The 16,861-nt window shown below is 36.6% G+C and carries 18 protein-coding genes and 1 pseudogene; 14 read left to right on the top strand and 5 right to left on the bottom strand.

Going from position 1 to position 16,861, the window contains the following annotated elements:
• The first annotated feature begins 198 nt into the window (after positions 1-198).
• Positions 199-1,671, top strand: coding sequence for a 23S rRNA (uracil(1939)-C(5))-methyltransferase RlmD (rlmD, locus tag P9E47_RS05690; RefSeq protein WP_326162813.1), 1,473 nt, complete (start codon positions 199-201; stop codon positions 1,669-1,671).
• 360 nt (positions 1,672-2,031) lie between these two features.
• On the opposite strand, the gene P9E47_RS05685 is transcribed toward rlmD, so the two are convergent.
• Positions 2,032-3,105 carry a hypothetical protein gene (locus tag P9E47_RS05685; RefSeq protein WP_326162810.1) on the bottom strand — a complete coding sequence of 358 codons (1,074 nt, stop codon included), beginning with the start codon at positions 3,103-3,105 and terminating at the stop codon, positions 2,032-2,034.
• 493 nt (positions 3,106-3,598) lie between these two features.
• Here P9E47_RS05685 and P9E47_RS05680 point away from each other — a divergent pair, with 493 nt between their 5' ends.
• The 3 genes from P9E47_RS05680 (at position 3,599) to P9E47_RS05670 (ending at position 5,623) form a co-directional block, all read left to right on the top strand.
• Positions 3,599-4,204: a TetR/AcrR family transcriptional regulator gene (locus tag P9E47_RS05680; RefSeq protein WP_326162809.1), complete on the top strand. Its 606-nt coding sequence runs from the start codon at positions 3,599-3,601 to the stop codon at positions 4,202-4,204.
• Positions 4,205-4,251: 47 nt separating this feature from the next.
• Complete coding sequence (locus P9E47_RS05675; RefSeq protein ID WP_003333170.1) at positions 4,252-4,368, top strand: anti-repressor SinI family protein; 117 nt, start codon at positions 4,252-4,254, stop codon at positions 4,366-4,368.
• Positions 4,369-4,660: 292 nt separating this feature from the next.
• Entirely contained in the window at positions 4,661-5,623 is a 963-nt protein-coding gene (locus P9E47_RS05670) for a tRNA dihydrouridine synthase (RefSeq protein WP_326162807.1), read from the top strand.
• 24 nt (positions 5,624-5,647) lie between these two features.
• On the opposite strand, the gene P9E47_RS05665 is transcribed toward P9E47_RS05670, so the two are convergent.
• Positions 5,648-5,833, bottom strand: a complete 186-nt coding sequence (locus tag P9E47_RS05665; RefSeq protein ID WP_003333172.1) for a hypothetical protein — start codon at positions 5,831-5,833, stop codon at positions 5,648-5,650.
• Positions 5,834-6,225: 392 nt separating this feature from the next.
• On the opposite strand from P9E47_RS05665, the gene P9E47_RS05660 reads away from it, so the two are divergent.
• Together P9E47_RS05660 and P9E47_RS05655 are read left to right on the top strand one after the other, a co-directional pair.
• Positions 6,226-6,606 carry a DUF6933 domain-containing protein gene (locus P9E47_RS05660; protein ID WP_003333173.1) on the top strand — a complete coding sequence of 127 codons (381 nt, stop codon included), beginning with the start codon at positions 6,226-6,228 and terminating at the stop codon, positions 6,604-6,606.
• Positions 6,607-6,686: 80 nt separating this feature from the next.
• Positions 6,687-7,676 carry a zinc-dependent alcohol dehydrogenase family protein gene (locus P9E47_RS05655; RefSeq protein WP_003333174.1) on the top strand — a complete coding sequence of 330 codons (990 nt, stop codon included), beginning with the start codon at positions 6,687-6,689 and terminating at the stop codon, positions 7,674-7,676.
• 152 nt (positions 7,677-7,828) lie between these two features.
• Here the strand turns inward: P9E47_RS05655 and P9E47_RS05650 are convergent.
• A pseudogene (locus tag P9E47_RS05650) lies at positions 7,829-9,136 on the bottom strand (APC family permease).
• A gap of 25 nt (positions 9,137-9,161) precedes the next feature.
• Complete coding sequence (locus P9E47_RS05645) at positions 9,162-9,572, bottom strand: DUF2000 domain-containing protein (RefSeq protein ID WP_326162805.1); 411 nt, start codon at positions 9,570-9,572, stop codon at positions 9,162-9,164.
• Between the two features lie 138 nt (positions 9,573-9,710).
• Here P9E47_RS05645 and pdxR point away from each other — a divergent pair, with 138 nt between their 5' ends.
• From pdxR to P9E47_RS05615, 6 genes are all read left to right on the top strand, one after another.
• Positions 9,711-11,108 (top strand): MocR-like pyridoxine biosynthesis transcription factor PdxR, encoded by a 1,398-nt coding sequence (gene pdxR / locus P9E47_RS05640; protein WP_326162803.1) that lies wholly within the window; start codon positions 9,711-9,713, stop codon positions 11,106-11,108.
• Positions 11,109-11,652: 544 nt separating this feature from the next.
• Entirely contained in the window at positions 11,653-11,925 is a 273-nt protein-coding gene (locus P9E47_RS05635) for a hypothetical protein (RefSeq protein WP_003333180.1), read from the top strand.
• A 57-nt stretch (positions 11,926-11,982) separates the two neighbouring features.
• Complete coding sequence (locus tag P9E47_RS05630; RefSeq protein WP_003333181.1) at positions 11,983-12,342, top strand: HIRAN domain-containing protein; 360 nt, start codon at positions 11,983-11,985, stop codon at positions 12,340-12,342.
• Between the two features lie 169 nt (positions 12,343-12,511).
• Entirely contained in the window at positions 12,512-12,880 is a 369-nt protein-coding gene (locus P9E47_RS05625; protein WP_003333183.1) for a hypothetical protein, read from the top strand.
• Positions 12,881-13,022: 142 nt separating this feature from the next.
• Positions 13,023-13,604 (top strand): DUF4256 domain-containing protein, encoded by a 582-nt coding sequence (locus P9E47_RS05620; RefSeq protein WP_326162802.1) that lies wholly within the window; start codon positions 13,023-13,025, stop codon positions 13,602-13,604.
• A 102-nt stretch (positions 13,605-13,706) separates the two neighbouring features.
• Entirely contained in the window at positions 13,707-14,207 is a 501-nt protein-coding gene (locus P9E47_RS05615; protein ID WP_326162800.1) for a YehS family protein, read from the top strand.
• 67 nt (positions 14,208-14,274) lie between these two features.
• On the opposite strand, the gene cysK is transcribed toward P9E47_RS05615, so the two are convergent.
• Positions 14,275-15,192 carry a cysteine synthase A gene (gene cysK, locus P9E47_RS05610; RefSeq protein ID WP_326162797.1) on the bottom strand — a complete coding sequence of 306 codons (918 nt, stop codon included), beginning with the start codon at positions 15,190-15,192 and terminating at the stop codon, positions 14,275-14,277.
• A 134-nt stretch (positions 15,193-15,326) separates the two neighbouring features.
• Between cysK and P9E47_RS05605 the strand changes: the two genes are divergently transcribed.
• A complete protein-coding gene (locus P9E47_RS05605) occupies positions 15,327-16,112 on the top strand; it encodes an ABC transporter ATP-binding protein (RefSeq protein WP_326162794.1) in 786 nt (261 codons plus the stop codon).
• Complete coding sequence (locus tag P9E47_RS05600; RefSeq protein WP_326162792.1) at positions 16,096-16,860, top strand: ABC transporter permease; 765 nt, start codon at positions 16,096-16,098, stop codon at positions 16,858-16,860. The genes P9E47_RS05605 and P9E47_RS05600 overlap by 17 nt, the downstream gene beginning before the upstream one ends.
• Position 16,861 lies beyond the last annotated feature (1 nt).

The raw sequence follows: 16,861 nt of genomic DNA, 5'->3' as shown, positions 1-16,861 counted from the left end.
TTCTCCGTCCCATGAGCCAAGCCACGGGGTCGGGAACTCCGGCTCAGTGTGCCATAGGATGATGTTCTTTGTCCCATTATTGAAACCAGTACTAGGCATGAACCTAATGCTGGTTTTTTGCATTTTATCCAACCATTTGCCTGAATGCAAAAAATAAAACATAATAGGAACTGAGAATATTGAAATGGAGTAAAAAAAATGGCTAACCAAAAGCAAAAACATACCCAAAATAAACAAAAAGAACCAAGATTCCAAAATCAAAGCCAAAGCAATCAACGAAACGATCAAAGATCAGATAAAACGTCCCAACTACAAGTCGGGCAGGAATTTCCGCTCACAATTAAAAGACTTGGAATTAACGGGGAAGGTGTCGGCTTCTTTAAAAAGCAAACCGTATTTGTCCAAGGTGCATTACCTGGGGAAATCGTCGTAGCAGAAGCAACAAAGGTTCAAAAAAATTTTGCCGAAGCAAAAGTGAAAAAGATTCGTCAAAAATCCCAATATCGGGTCCAACCATTATGTCCGATTTACGAAGAATGCGGTGGCTGTCAGCTTCAACACTTAGATTATAAGCAGCAGTTAAAAGAGAAGCGAGATATTGTGATCCAAGCCCTCGAAAGACATACCAACCTAAATATTGAACAGCTTGATATTCGTGAAACGATTGGTATGGAAAATCCATGGGGATACCGCAATAAAAGTCAGCTCCAGGTTGGTCGTGATGAGCAAAAAGTGTTGGCAGGTTTATACGGCTTAAATTCCCATAAGTTAATAGATATATCTGACTGTATGGTTCAGCATCCGAGTACAAATAAAGTGACTCAAATTGTTAAACAAATTTTGGAAGACTTAAATATTCCAATCTATAATGAAAAGAAACGGAAAGGCTTTGTTCGTACAATCGTAACAAGAGTGGGATTTGCGTCTGGACAGATTCAATTAGTCCTTGTTACGACAAAACGAGAATTTCCTGAAGTGGATAATTTCATTGCGGAAGTTAACAAACGCCTTCCAGAAGTAAATTCAGTACTTCAAAATGTAAATGGGGATAAGACCTCAATAATCTTTGGTGATGAAACGATTCATCTGCAAGGCGAAGAATTTATTCAAGAAACGTTAGGAGACCTATCGTTTGAACTTTCTGCCAGAGCATTCTTTCAATTGAATCCGGTTCAAACTGTGAAACTCTATAATGAGGTCAAAAAAGCTGCACAGCTTACTGGAAAGGAAAAATTGGTAGATGCATACTGTGGTGTAGGAACAATCGGACTTTGGTTGGCGAAAGGTGCATCTGAAATTCGCGGGATGGATACGATTGAAGATTCTATTGTCGACGCTCGCGAAAATGCTGCCAAACATGACTTGGAAAATACTTATTATGCAGTTGGCAAAGCGGAATACTGGCTGCCAAAATGGGAAAAAGAAGGCTGGCACCCGGATATCATTGTAGTTGATCCACCACGAGTAGGTTGTGATCAAAAATTTCTAGAAACAGTTTTTAAAATTAAACCAAAACGAATGGTCTACGTATCCTGCAATCCATCAACACTTGCTAAGGATATACAGTTTTTAAGTAAAGCATACAAGGTAGAATATATTCAGCCGGTAGATATGTTTCCGCATACGGCTCATGTGGAGTGTACAGTGTTGTTAAAATTAAAGTGTAACTAAGCAATAGAAACTTTCCATTTATAAAATAAACTTTTTCCACAACTTATCAACAATTGGAATAAAGTTTGTACAAAAAAAGTAGGAAAAACAGCCTGTCAGGGCTGAACCACTGAACCATCAATATTTGTGAAAAAGGCATGAGGGAAACAGTCTTTTTTAACTTGATCAAAAACATGAAAAAATCTGTGGAAAAAACCTGAAAATATTTGATGAACCTATTTATTTGATCGTTCACTGCACAAAAAACTCATGCTGTAAAAGAAAAAGATTAAACCACTTGTATTTTTTCATAAACTGAAATATGTCAAAGGAATGAGCAGGGATCTACTAGTATCCCTGCTTTAAATATGAATCCCAATATTATTTGGGTTTGGGATAGAAGGCACCATTATTAAATTCGAATTGTTTCCCATTTAGCAGAAAAGGTATACTTAAATCAAGACCTATGTTAACTGCGAATTCTTCAAAGTGCTGGCTATATTGCGATTGGTTCAAGTAATCTGTTGTTACTTTTCCGTTTGCAAGATCGTACAGAACACTGAAAACACTCGTCCTTCGTTGTGCTTCGTTATGTTCTTCTTTAGAGTAAGACAGCTTTATTTTTAGTGAATTTATTTGTTCGGGGGTAACCTGTTCGCCAAAATTCGGACCTTTAAATATTTTAGGTCTAAAATTGCTCTCAATCCCTCCTCCTTCCATCAATAGTGCTTGTAATGGTTTTCCGTTAATATTGCCTAAAGCATACGAGATCCCTTTTAATATTGTAATTGAATTTTCGTTAATATTAACCAACTCAATAGGTTTTGCATCCAATATAATTGATGAATCTGATTTGACAAACTCATCTACTTGTTCTAAAAGGGTAGGGTTGGGGTTTTCTTCACCCCATTTTGTAGCTAAAGGATTATAATAATTAGGACCTATATTTTGAATAGGATGCTTGGAATCAATTTTCAAGGGATGCTCTCTCCTTTCTTTTAACTTCTTGTTATTCAAACCTTTCCCTTCTGAATAATGTTGTTTTTTGTTAGAAGCAACTTCAATCGTTCCGCTTTGTAGACTTTCAGGATCAAACCAAGTCATCGTCAAGGTTGGTTGGATATAACTTAATGCCTGCAAAGGCTGAGTTACTAGAAAGCTTGTTGTCCACAGTTGCTTTATTGGCTCACCCCTAAAGCTGTAGTTTAAAATACCTGAATCCAGCCACTCTCCATTTCCGTTCCGATTAAACAAGGTTGCATATATATTGGAAAAATCCAATCTATTATTTTGGGGAAAGTTCCAATGTATTCCTACTGCTTCAACAATTGCACTATTAGGAATAGATTCTGCTTTAGTAAAATCCCAATTTTCTTCTTGAAACCAATTATTTGTTACATATGCTGGATCAATCGAAGATGAACTTGAATCAGTTTTGAATATTGAAGAAAGCATAGTATTATTTGTACCCCCTCTTCCGAAGTTTTCCTTATACTACTAATATCGTACATCCCTTTAAAGAATTGAAGCACATGAACCATTTCTGGGCATTATATATTGTTATGAGTGTTAATTACCTTTAAGACGAAAGTAATATACTTTTGATATTGAAGTAAATCCCAAGGCGGTGATTCAGCAGGGAACACCTAAAATACCTATTCTGTATAGGAGTAATAATTTAACTGAAACTACCTTTACCTGTATTTCTTAATTCATCTTTGTTTTTCCTATTTCACTATCAATTGGTAATTCAAAATACATGGTTCAGGTGTCGATTAAGAAAAGCATAGACTGCTTTCCCTTTCTAGGAGGTAGTCTTTTTATATTGTTGAAGTTTGTCATTTTTTATAGAACGAAAAAGAAGCCGGACCGCTTGACGGTAGCTAATTTCCTATAAGATAATACTGGTTAGTAATATAATGATTATAAAGTCAAGGGGCGGCATATAATGGGACAGCGGGGTAGACGAAAAGGGTCCATTGGGATCAAAAGCAAAGAAGCAATCCTTATGGTTGCAGCAGAAGAATTTGCGGAACATGGATTTCATCAAACAAAAATTAGTACCATTGTCAAAAGGACTGGTTTAACACAACCAAGTTTTTATCTTTACTTTTCCGGTAAGGAAGCTATCTTTCAAGAACTTGTACATACGTTCCGCAACGAATTAATCAATCTAACGAAAGATAGTAGACTCGAATCTAGTCTGGATAATAGTGTACTTCCTTCCAACATTGTTAGTGGTCTAATTAAGCTTTTTGAATTTTTTTACAACCATCAGCACTTGACGAGGATAGGCTTTTACATTGCGGACGAATCTGAAGAAATTAAACAGGCGATGAAAGAGCATTTAACTGAGAATTTATTAGCGGAACAACGAGATAACTACTTTCGAGAAGACTTGGATATGGAAACTGTTGCAGAGTGTATAATCGGTGCCATTGGACGACTCATCATCAAGAAGCTATTTACAAACGAAAAAAGTCCTCAACAACTAGCAAATGAAATTGTAGATATCTATTTTTATGGCTTGCAAAACCGCGAAACTATGCATTAATTTATCGGGAGTTGAGGAAAATTAATACAGTAAAAAAGTGCAATCTGGTGGATATTGATGAGGAATGGGTAAAATTAATCATTGAAGCTAAAAACATTGGTTTAAAACTTGAAGAAGTGAGAGATTTTTTGAAAAATGGAATGAAAGATAGAAACAATGAGTAGAAAGTGAGTAAGTTATTTTGGGGCTACAGAAATTCACTTTCTTAATTCATCTTACCCCTATCTGTAATCACATCATGATGTAAAAGACACTTTGCATATGCGGTTAAACCTAGTCAAATATTAATTTTGACTTATCAAGAGAGGATGGATGAAAGCCTCGACGATTAAATATTGATTTGAGAGGTCCATAATAAGTTATTATGATATAAGTGTAAAAGAAGTGGAATATTTGGCTTTATATTTCTTGGAAGAGAGTTTAAAGTTGTATACATAATGAGAGGATTTGAGTTTAATGGTAGATAATTTTTGGCGTGATTTACCACGACCATTTTTTGTACTTGCACCTATGGAAGACGTGACGGATGTTATTTTTCGTCACGTAGTAAGTGAAGCTGGTCGACCGGATGTATTTTTCACAGAGTTTACAAACTCGGATAGCTATTGTCATCCGGAGGGCATGGAAAGTGTGCGTGGCCGTTTGGTTTTTACAGAAGATGAACAGCCCATGGTGGCACATATTTGGGGAGATAATCCCGAATATTTCCGTCAAATGAGTATGGGCATGGCAAAACTAGGATTTAAAGGCATCGATATTAATATGGGCTGCCCTGTACCGAATGTAGCATCGAGAGGGAAAGGTAGTGGTCTTATTCTACGTCCACACGTTGCGGGAGAACTTATTCAAGCAGCAAAAGCGGGCGGATTACCTGTTAGCGTGAAAACACGACTTGGCTATAATGATGTAAAGGAGTGGGAGGAGTGGCTAACGCATATTTTAAAACAGGATATTGCGAACCTTTCTATTCATTTACGTACGAGAAAAGAAATGAGCCAAGTAGATGCACATTGGGAGCTAATTCCTGAAATCAAAAAATTACGTGACGGTATTGCACCCAATACGCTACTAACAATCAATGGTGACATTCCTGACCGTCAAACTGGGCTGCAGCTTGCTGAACAATATGGTATTGATGGCGTTATGATCGGGCGAGGTATTTTTAAAAATCCTTTTGCTTTTGAAAAAGAGCCAAAAGAGCATAGCAGTAAAGAATACCTTGATCTTTTAAGACTACAGCTTGATCTTCAAGATCAATATGCGGAAGTACTGCCACGTTCGATCACAGGGCTTCATCGCTTTTTCAAAATTTATGTTAGAGGTTTCCCTGGAGCTGCTGAATTAAGAAATCTATTGATGAACACGAAATCAACAGATGAAGTGCGTGCATTACTTGATAACTTTGGAAAAGGCAACTAACCCATTGGGCGTTGCCTTTTTGCGTTACTTTGGAGCAAATAGCATAATATCATTTTTAATAAATCCAGAAGGAGGAGTTTTTGCGCGTTCAGCATATTCCTCGTCTATTTCTTGATGTTCTTCTTCACTTAATTTTTCTGGATCTTGATCAGCTTTTTTTATAAGGTTAACGGACAGAATATCTCTAACCGATTTTAAAAGGAGGGCCATTTTTTAAAAATCGGATTGATTTAAACTACTAATTAACATCCATTAATTCAATCTTACTTTCTTTTTCTAAGGCATCTATAAAACGATCTACCTTGTCTACCGTCTTCGTATATCTCACCTCACCCTATTGTTTTTCTTATTTCATTTTACGGAAGGTATTGACTTTTAAAAAACTTCCGGTCATAACGGTGACTGGAGGTAGAGCTCTAATGTATAATATATAAATATTATAAAATAATGTTAGTTATCAATAAGAGACTTAAAATATGTCAAAGCAAGGGAATTAATAAAAGTGGTTTGGCGATTGCAAAGGATAAGATGGATATTGAAGCAATAAAAGACAGGCTTGAAGATATTATAGAAAGAATTGTAAAAATGATAGGGCGATTCTAATGTTAATTCAATGTACAAAGGCTTTGCTTGATAGGATAGGAATAAAGGGAAGTGAGTTGGCCTCCCCTGAAGACCATGAGCAACTCCCAGATAGTTTAGTGGCCTGGCATGCCAATTTTGGCATTAACAGAAGAAAGGCTATCATTTTGATGAATAATGAAACAAGATATCCTATCGTTATATATCGTCCGAGTATAAAGGACTTTTCTAAAATAAAGGAATTAATTCGTGAAGCAATTATGGAGGCCTTACGTATGGAAGGTGTCCGTAAAGAAGTGATTGAAGCTTATTTGGCTAAAGCCGGGGAGATTTCCTTGTGTGAAAGGTTAGGTAAACACTACTACATCAATATGTCTGTGATCAACACTCAAGCCGCGTAGAAAATGTTGCGTTGTTGGAATTAATAGATGTTTTTTTTCTTCCATAAATAAAACTTAATTTTTAAAGGAGACTTATTGTATTGGAGGCAACATGTATTAAATTTTATGAGTTCGGAAGTCCAGAAAGTGTTTTAAAAGTTGAACGTAAAAATATACAACCACCTACGAACGGAGAAGTTCTAGTTCGTATGAAAGTTCGCCCTATCAATCCATCTGACTTAATACCAATTAGAGGGGCATACTCCCATCGGATTTCGTTGCCTAATATTCCTGGCTATGAAGGAATTGGAATTGTAGAAGACGTAGGGGCTTCTGTTTCACAAGAACTGATTGGTAAACGTGTTTTGCCTTTACGTGGGGAAGGGACTTGGCAGGAATTTGTTAAAACATCTGCTGAATTTGCAGTGCCAATTCCGAACTCCATTGATGATTATACAGCTTCACAGTTATACATAAATCCGGTAACAGCATGGATTATTTGTACAGAGGTTTTAAAGCTGGCACCAAATGATGTATTATTGGTGAATGCTTGTGGTTCTGCCATTGGTCGTATCTTTGCTCAATTATCTAAAGTTCTCGGTTTTCGGCTTATTGCTGTAACGAGAAACAACAATTATACAAAAGACCTGCTCCAACTTGGTGCTTCCTATGTAATCAATACATCAGAGACAGCATTACACGATACTGTTATGGAATTAACGTATGGACTGGGTGCAACCTCGGCAATTGATTCAATTGGAGGTATTGATGGTACTGAATTAGCATTTTGTGTTCGCCCTAATGGGCTTTTTTTAACTCTTGGTTTATTATCAGGAACGCCTGTAGACTGGCAAAGAATTTCACTACAGGCAAAAGTGAATACTAAGTTATTTCATTTACGTTATTGGAATCAACAAGTATCAGTGCAAACTTGGCAAGAAACATTCCACCGATTGATTACGCTCATAAATGATGAAAAATTAACACTTATGCAGAAAGACTCTCAATACGATTTGTTGCAAGTAAAAGAAGCTGTTCTTTTTGCTGAATCTTCTAAAAAAAATAAAGGGAAAATATTTTTAACAAGCTGAATAGGACTATAGTTAAATAAGCTAAGAATTTAAATGGACAATGGAAAGTAGTTTTTCGTCCTTCTCTAACGAATTCTGCAATTCCTTCAAGAGATAAACTTATAGAAATAAACTGATGTTTTCATAAAGGCAGGTTCGACATTTGAACCTGCCTAAGAATTTGTTGCTTGATTACTAAGATTAACTTTTTCAGTATTTGTAATAACTCTTAATCTTAGTAGATAGATACCTATTCCAAAGGATAGCCATAGGAGTCCTGTTAAAAAACCAGACTTCCCAACGGGTATCAGTAATCCTAAACAGATAAGCAATGCCGAAATTGGAATGAAAGGATAAAAAGGAACGTAAAATTGTGCCTCTTTGTCTTTTATAGTAGCTCTTTTTCTTGAGATGAAAAAGGCAATTATCGTAAAAATAAAAGTTAATAGATATAAAAATCCTGTAGCTGTTACAGCAATATTTATCGAACTTATCAGTGTAAATGCAATTTGAATGCCGACCCCAAGTGTAATCGCCCAAATAGGTGTTTGAAAGCGTGGATGAATATAGGCTATCTTCTTCGGTAATAAGCCATTTCTTCCCATCGCAAATGCAGTTCTCGAAATCGTAATGATAAATGCATTGCATGTAGCTGGTAATGCCAAAACAATGATTAAACTAATAAAGATTGGACCAAGGTCTCCTAAAAATTGTTGACTGGCTAAAGCTACAGGGACTTCAGAAGCTCCGAACTCTTACCAAGGAATAACCCCAATGGAGACAAATAAAAGCCCTAAATAAAGAAATAAAACAACCATTATGGAAGTAATAATGGCTAATGGTATCACCTTTTTTGGATTTCGTATTTCCTCTCCAGAAGCAACAATTGCATCCCAACCGACAATTGATAGAAATCCCACTAAGGTTGCTTCTAATATTCCAGAAAACCCATTAGGAGAAAAAGGTTGATAATAAGAAAAATTAACGTTTTTAAACCCGAAAATGAAAAATCCTATGAGTACAGCAATGACTGTACATACAATACCTACTTGAAGTTTTCCACTGAATTTAATTCCAACTATATTTAACATTCCTAAACCAATAAGTAAAAGCACTGCACTTAACTTTGGGGGAGCACCAGTAAGAGCGTTCAAATAATGTCCAAACCCTTGTGAGACGAAGCTGCTGGCGGCCAACCAAGCTCCCCAGTATGCCCAGCCAACAATCGTTCCAATGAAACCTCCCATCGTTTCTCGTGCATATTCATATGAACCACCAGCCCTTGGATATCGTGAAGCTAACTCACCATAACATAGCCCCAATAATATGGCGAGTAAAGAGGCTAAAATAAAAGAAACCATAACTGCGGGTCCTGCCTTGCCTGTTGCAACCCCACTAAGAACAAATATCCCTGCTCCGACCATTGCACCAATTCCAAGAGAAGTCGCTTCTTTCCAACCTAATGTTCTTCGTAACTGCATTCAAATGCCCCCTCAAATTATCAGATTATCGTAAAAGCGGAAGACTCCCAGTTAATTTGTTAACGTGTTTTTTATTTCCGTAAACCGCAATCCCCAGGTATTCAAAATCATTAGAAGTAAATGAAGCTATCTTATTCATATATTCATCGTAGTTCTTAGTGATTTGAGCCACATTGGAAAAATCGACAAGAAATAAGTCTGGATAATTGGAGGATATAGTTTCCCTTAATTCTTTAATCATAGCTCCTGAACCTTTTAATATTGGGATAGGAGTAGTTGTTATCCCTTCATGAGTTTGACTATCTCCATCGACTACAACAGAGCCAATGATTCCCTCAATTTTCTTCCCTAAAGTTAAAGCTAACACTGCTGAAGTATTGGCAATTAACCCAAGTGGCAGTTCTGAGTCAATTACCATTACACATTTTTTCTCCATGATTGTTATGTACCCCCTATAATGTGTTCAATCGTTTTTAATTTGTCATGCACCTTTACGGTATCATGATAAAATGGTTAGAATAAGAGCCAATTTAGAGTGATTTTTTGAGTACCAATTTTAAGGGAGGGAAAATGAATGCTTTGGATTCCAATTGATCGTACACTGGATATTCCTTTAAAGAGACAAGTTTATGAATACATACGAAAGCTAATTTTAAATGGAGAGCTAAAAGCAGGAGAAAAGCTACCAGCTACTCGTGAATGTGCTTCCCAGTTGGGAATCTCACGCAATGTTGTAATTGAAGCGTTTGAGCAATTATTGGCGGAAGGATATATTGTTGGACAGCAGGGTTCAGGTACTTTTGTAGCTGAAGGAGCATTTTTGGAGCAAATACAGGATGAACGAACGACAACCTTGGAAATTTCAGAAGAGTGTATCCAGGAAAAAGGTGTGATTGATTTTCGTTCAGGGATACCTGCCTTAGATATATTTCCAAGAAAGGATTGGGGCAGATTGGCAAAAGACGTATGTTTAGAAGCTCCTGATTATGCCTTTGGATATGACCATCCTGAAGGGCGTTTGGAATTAAGAAAGATTCTTTCACAATATCTAAGAAGAACAAGAGGGGTAAATTGCCATGCAGACCAAATTGTCATTACATCAGGAGCAACTCAAGCCTTTTCTTTAATAACGAAGCTACTGCTTTTGCAGGGAGATAAGGTGATTATTGAAGACCCCATTACAAATGAAATTCAAACTATTTTTACATCGACTGGAGCTACTTTAATTCCGATTCCTGTTGATGAACAAGGGATGCGAACAGACTTGCTTTCAGATGGGGAAAAACCAAAGTTTATTTTTGTAACACCATCCCATCAGTTTCCATTAGGCAGTATTTTGCCTATTCAGCGGAGAATTCAACTCATTCAGTATGCAAGAGTAAACGAGTGTTATATTGTTGAGGATGATTACGACAGTGAATTTCGTTATGATGGCGAACCTATCAGCTCCCTTCAAGGATTGGATTCTGAAAGAGTCATTTATGTTGGAACATTTAGTAAAAATCTTTCTCCAGCCTTACGAATGGGCTATCTGGTGCTTCCGCAGGCTCTCATTGAGCGTTGTAGAAGCCTTAAATGGTTTCATGACCTTCATACTCCATCACTGAATCAAATGCTCCTTGCGCGTTTTATTGAAGAAGGTCTGCTGGAACGTCATATTCGCAAAATGAGAAAAGTTTACATGAAGAGGCGGGAAGTATTAAGGGAAGCGTTGATTCGTGAGTTTGGACATTCAGGAGAAATTTCGGGTGATTCTACTGGTCTACATCTCATAGCGGAATTTAAAGGAATTGAGTTTACAGAGGATTTAATAGAAAGACTCTATCAAAACCATGTAAAGGTTTATCCTGTAGAACATCACACCATTCATAAAGGCAGACATGTAAATAAGGTGATACTCGGTTATGGAAATTTAAGAGAACAAGAAATTGAAGAAGGGATTCGTAATTTACGTAAAGTATTAGGAAATTGAAAAGTGACTTGCCTAAATGATTAGGATTTTACAATACATATTTGGTTAATTCATGTGCTTTGGAGGTGTTTAAGTACAATAGAAATTTATCCTAGCACGTAATTAATCAGAGGGATTTATCATCTATTGTCGAATAAAGACAGTGGGGGTTATGAGATGAACAAAGTTTTGTTTTTTACTGATATTGACAAACAAAATTTTCTTATCAAAAAAAAGCTACTTTACTCATATTATCCCTAAACATAATGAGATATCATTAGAAATCATTGAAAAGGTTCTAATTTTACCTACTTATATTTTTAAGCCTTCTAAAAGTAGCAAGGATTTTTATTACGAGAAAAATATAGATGGTAAAGAGTATAGGGTAGTTGTGACTTCAAAAAACGTGACAAGCGATATTTTAATAGAGTTAGAATAATTACGGCGTATAAAATAGCAACCCAATATATAACAGATCTAAGAAGAGTATATTGTATTTATAATGAAAATGAACCTTATATTAGTAAACAAAAACAATTACAATCGGAATCTGAAAAGGAATACTTTGAAATCATTTTTTCAGATTGATGAAATGATATCTAAAGAAAAAGCGAAGTATGGAAAACAGTTTTGGCGCCTGTTAAACCGTTTGAAAAATCCAGAAGAACTTGAAGTTGAACGGCCTGATTCATTACAGGCTGAATTAAGAGACTATCAGAATTATGGTTTTCAGTGGCTCAAAACACTTCATTATTATCATCAAAAACTATTTATAACAAGGGACCAACTTCTCCCTGAATTCATGTCAGGTGAAACTCACGTACTATTAGAAGACTAGCGTTATTAGGTAAAAGTGTGGCTTGATAAAGTTCTTTTGATTAGGGGTTGGTGGGTATTGTATGAGGAAGTGTTTGTCACGATTGTTGGCAGTAGACATTATAAAGGTTCGGAGATTTTTCGTGTCGGACAAATTGTAAGATTAGTGAAGGATTTTGAAAATTCCTATGATGATGAGGCAATTGCGGTGGAGTTGGAGCCTTTCGGAAAGGTTGGCTATGTTGCCAATAGTACGTCGACAGTGGCACGCGGAACGAAAAGTGCAGGGCGTATTTACGACTCATTTGACGATGAGCGGTACGGATTGATTCGTTTTATTTTAAAAGGAGATGCAATCGTTCAGCTCATTGATTACCATGAATTTTCACTGCTACAAGGAGAGTACAAAGTAATTGCTAGTTTTTTTAATCTCCCTTAATGGGTTCTTTTTCTTTCAATCATTACTGTTAAATATCAAATAAAAGATTACTACAAACATTGTAAACTTTCATTATTACAGTTGAATCAATCTCATACAAAAGATGTAAAAAACTTCTATGATAAGGATAGGAAGGTATGCAGGTATTTAAAGGAGGCGGGAGAGGAAAGTGAACCTTGTTCTTACATATATGGTAAATGTAGTTGTGATTGCAATGTCTATCTTTTTTTTACTTTATTTTGGCTCTGAACGAAAGCGGAAATTTGAAGAAAAAAATGCGATGGCTTCTTTTCATATATGTAACGTGCTTTTTATCATAATGACCTCTTCTGCGGCACATGTTGTAATGACGGTATATATCATTGAGGATATGAGTAAAATAATCTTTCAAATAGCCTTTCTTCTTTTCATAACACTATCACTTTATCTTTTGGGGAATATAGTATTTGAACATTATAAATTCATGCTAAAAAGATACGTAAAAGCTGAGAATGGGAAGGTTCTTGTTCTTAACAAAGCGTATTTAAAAAGAAAATAACATTTCTTATTGTAAATTTGTTACCTTTTAGATAAATATAATAAATACTATTCGATTATCTTGTGAGGATACGTGATAAACTGAGACATGATCGGGTAAGCTTTTACTATTACGAGTAAAAATATTTAAGGGAGATATTAACATGAGCAAGGAAAGTAAAACTAGCAATAGTAAAGAGTTGTCACCGGAACAACATGAAGAAATACTCGGAAAATTAAAGGCTCGGTTCGAGAAAAATATGGATCGCCATAAAGATCTTGAATGGGCTAACATACATGCAAAACTCGAAGCAAATACTGAAAAACTGTGGTCGCTTAGTGAAATGGAAAGAACTGAAGGTGAACCGGATGTAATTGGTCATGATAAAGAGACTGATGAATACATTTATTGTGATTGTTCAAAGGAAAGTCCAAAAGGTCGCAGAAGTGTTTGTTATGACCGTGAAGCGCTGGAGTCAAGGAAACAACATAAACCAGAAAATACTGCTATTGATATGGCTGCTGACATGGGGATTGAGATTTTAACGGAAGAACAATACCGGGGGCTGCAGAAACTCGGCAATTTCGATTTGAAAACATCGAGCTGGGTGAAAACCCCTGATAATATTAGAAAACTTGGAGGGGCTATCTTTTGTGATCGTCGTTACGATACTGTCTTTGTATACCACAATGGAGCAGAATCCTACTACGCAGCCAGAGGCTTTCGTGGCTCGCTAAGGGTCTAATTTTTTTGTGTAATATATGATATAGTTGACAAAGCATCTACAAACGTAGATGCTTATTCAAATTGTACGAATTAAGCGACAATTAAAAAAGGAGATTCAATAATGGACAATAACGATATATTAATCCGATTAAGATACGCGCTAGAAATAAAAAATAAAGAAATGGCGGAAATATTTAAACTTGGCGGCGTGGAAGTTTCAGTGCCGGATGTAATTAAGATACTTACAAAGTCTGCTGAGGATGAAGACGAGTATAGCGATCAAATTAAATGCAATAACAGTATGCTAGATTCATTTTTAAATGGTCTTATCATCTTCAAAAGAGGGAAACAAGAGACTAAACCAGGGCAGCCTGATACACCATCAGAACCTTCAATAAATAAAAGCGCCAATGTTAATAATCTCCTATTAAAGAAGGTTAAAATAGCTCTGGCATTAACGACAGAGGATATGCTTGAAATATTTGATGAAGCTGGAATAACGGTAACAAAAGGAGAACTTGGTGCTTTGTTAAGAAAAGAGGGACATAAAAACTATAAAGAATGCGGGGACAAGTTTGCCAGAAACTTCTTAAAAGGACTTGCGATCAAATATAGGGGATAGTTCTGATATGATCAATACTCCCCCGCCTCAAGCTATTTGGCTAGTGGGGGAGTATTATTTACAGTTATCAAAATAAATCAGTTGATAAGTAACGTTCCCCTGTGTCTGGGGCTATACAAAGAACATTTGCAGATGGATCAAGGTTTTTTGCTACCTGAACTGCAAAGTGGGCAGAAGCTGCTCCGGATGCTCCGACAAAAATTCCTTCTTCTTTTGCAAGCTGGCGTGCCATAAATTGGGCATCAGCATCATCTATGAGTAAAATTTCATCGTAAATAGTAGAATTTAATATTTTTGGAATAAATCCAGGTCCGGTTCCCGGGATTTTATGGGGGCCTGGTTTTCCGCCTGATAGAACAGGTGACCCTTTTGGCTCTACTACATAAATTTTAATATTGGGTATGTGTTTTTTTAATTCTTCACCAACTCCTGTGACAGTCCCGCCTGTTCCTGCAGTTAATACAAAGGCATCTAGTTTTCCATCAAAAGCTTTGATGATTTCTACAGCGGTGGTTTTCCTATGCGCATCAGGGTTTGCGGGATTTTCGAATTGCATAGGTATAAAGCTATCGGGAATCGTGCTTGATAACCTTGATGCTTCATCAATCGCGCCTTGCATACGTAAGCTTGCGGGCGTTAAAATGACTTCTGCTCCATATGCCTTTAAGATTTTTACGCGCTCCTCTGTCGCATTATCAGGCATTGTAATCATACATGGATACCCTTTTGCAGCACTTACCATGGCAATCCCGATACCAGTGTTACCTGATGTCGGCTCTATGATTGTACTTGTCCCCGGAATCAGCTTGCCTTCTTTTTCTGCACGTTCGATCATATGAAGGGCTGCGCGGTCTTTCACACTTCCTCCAGGGTTGAATGATTCAAGTTTAATAAAAACATTCCCGCCGTTTTCATCTGGTAGTTTATTTAGTTTCACAATCGGTGTTTTCCCAATTAAATCAAGAATTGAGTTATAAATTTTCATTTTCAATCCAACCTTTATTGTACTTATTTTCAAAAAATTGTGTTGACTTTCCATATCTTAGTAATATAATAAACTATAATTCCGATTAAAACAATGTGAATTATATAAATTGAAATTAAAGTTGGGGTGAACTTATGTTTCTTCATATATCCAATATACAAAAGAGTTTTAAAAATCATGGGAAAGTGGAGCAAGTGTTAAAAGATATTGATTTGCATGTGAATGAAGGTGAATTTGTTTCTTTTTTAGGTCCCTCCGGATGTGGAAAATCGACTTTACTATCAATTATTGCTGGTCTAGTGAAACCAAGTGAAGGAAGTGTTTACCTAAATGGTCAAAAGATAACGAAACCCGGAAAGGATCGAGGGATGGTGTTCCAAGCGGCTGCTTTATTCCCATGGTTGACAGTGGAAGAAAATGTTATATTCCCATTACGAAAAGAAGTCAAAAAGAAGGAAGCGAAAGAAATTGCTCAAAAATATTTAAAACTCGTACAGCTAAGCCCTTTTACCAACCATTACCCCCATGAATTATCAGGAGGAATGCAGCAAAGAGTTGCAATTGCGAGAGCATTGGCAATGAATCCACGAGTTTTATTGATGGATGAGCCATTTGGTGCATTAGATGAACAAACAAGAATGCGTCTTCACCTTGAACTTGAAACCATTTGGCTGGAAACACAAAAGACTATTCTTTTTGTAACCCATAGCATTCAAGAAGCGTTAAAATTGTCAGACCGCATTATTGTGATGGGAACCCATCCAGGCGTTATTTTGGCAGATATTCAGCTAAAAATTGAACGGCCACGTGACAAACATATTCACCAGCTTACAATGTATGAAAAAACGATTATGGAACTGCTTAAAGCTGAAATTGACAAAGTAGTAGATGAGGAGCAACGGTATGCGGCTAGCTATTAAACGAATTGTTTTTTTTGCTTTATTATTTGGGATTTGGGAACTTGTCGTTCGATTGTTTAACATACCAAAGGTACTTATGCCTGCTCCAACAGATGTTGTCTTAAGTTTACAGGAAAGTTTGGCAGATGGCTCATTATTACATGATTTGAGAGCAAGTTTTACTCGCTTATTAATTGGACTTGTGATTGCGCTCATCATTGGGGTTTTGCTTGGTGTCTTTCTTGCTAAGTCAAAAACAGCAGATGAAACACTGGGGGCCTTTATCTTAGCTCTGCAAAGCATCCCAAGTATTGTCTGGTTGCCGCTAGCGATTATGTGGTTTGGGTTAAATGAAAAATCGGTTATTTTTATCGTCGTTTTAGGTGCCACCATTGTCATGACAATCAATATGAGAATAGGAATAAAAAATGTTTCTCCCCTCTATATTAAAGCAGCGCAAACGATGGGATCAAATGGATTGGATTTGTTTTTTCGAGTTGCTTTTCCGGCATCAATCCCTTATGTCGTAACTGGAGTAAGGTTGGCATGGGCGTTTGCATGGCGGGCATTAATGGCCGGGGAATTATTAAGTACGGGACCTGGTCTTGGGTATACATTGAAATTTGCTTCTGACTTTGGCCGTATGGATATCGTTCTAGGAATTATGGTAGTGATTGGGGTGATTGGTGTCACCGTTGATTTAATTGTATTTCAACGGATTGAAAAACGTGTAATGACAAAATGGGGACTTGTAGAAAGGAATGGATAAT

Origin of the sequence: Schinkia azotoformans (genome assembly GCF_035811335.1) — a bacterium.
GTDB classification, from domain to species: Bacteria; Bacillota; Bacilli; order Bacillales; family Bacillaceae_J; genus Schinkia; species Schinkia azotoformans.
This window is presented reverse-complemented; position numbering and strand designations above follow the sequence as displayed.

Excerpts from the sequence above, each read along its gene's own strand:
- rlmD (WP_326162813.1), top strand. The coding sequence starts at position 199 with ATGGCTAACCAAAAGCAAAAACATACCCAAAATAAACAAAAAGAACCA.
- P9E47_RS05685 (WP_326162810.1), bottom strand. The coding sequence starts at position 3,105 with ATGCTTTCTTCAATATTCAAAACTGATTCAAGTTCATCTTCGATTGAT.
- P9E47_RS05680 (WP_326162809.1), top strand. The coding sequence starts at position 3,599 with ATGGGACAGCGGGGTAGACGAAAAGGGTCCATTGGGATCAAAAGCAAA.
- P9E47_RS05670 (WP_326162807.1), top strand. The coding sequence starts at position 4,661 with ATGGTAGATAATTTTTGGCGTGATTTACCACGACCATTTTTTGTACTT.
- P9E47_RS05665 (WP_003333172.1), bottom strand. The coding sequence starts at position 5,833 with ATGGCCCTCCTTTTAAAATCGGTTAGAGATATTCTGTCCGTTAACCTT.
- P9E47_RS05660 (WP_003333173.1), top strand. The coding sequence starts at position 6,226 with ATGTTAATTCAATGTACAAAGGCTTTGCTTGATAGGATAGGAATAAAG.
- P9E47_RS05645 (WP_326162805.1), bottom strand. The coding sequence starts at position 9,572 with ATGGAGAAAAAATGTGTAATGGTAATTGACTCAGAACTGCCACTTGGG.
- pdxR (WP_326162803.1), top strand. The coding sequence starts at position 9,711 with ATGCTTTGGATTCCAATTGATCGTACACTGGATATTCCTTTAAAGAGA.
- P9E47_RS05620 (WP_326162802.1), top strand. The coding sequence starts at position 13,023 with ATGAGCAAGGAAAGTAAAACTAGCAATAGTAAAGAGTTGTCACCGGAA.
- P9E47_RS05615 (WP_326162800.1), top strand. The coding sequence starts at position 13,707 with ATGGACAATAACGATATATTAATCCGATTAAGATACGCGCTAGAAATA.
- cysK (WP_326162797.1), bottom strand. The coding sequence starts at position 15,192 with ATGAAAATTTATAACTCAATTCTTGATTTAATTGGGAAAACACCGATT.
- P9E47_RS05605 (WP_326162794.1), top strand. The coding sequence starts at position 15,327 with ATGTTTCTTCATATATCCAATATACAAAAGAGTTTTAAAAATCATGGG.
- P9E47_RS05600 (WP_326162792.1), top strand. The coding sequence starts at position 16,096 with ATGCGGCTAGCTATTAAACGAATTGTTTTTTTTGCTTTATTATTTGGG.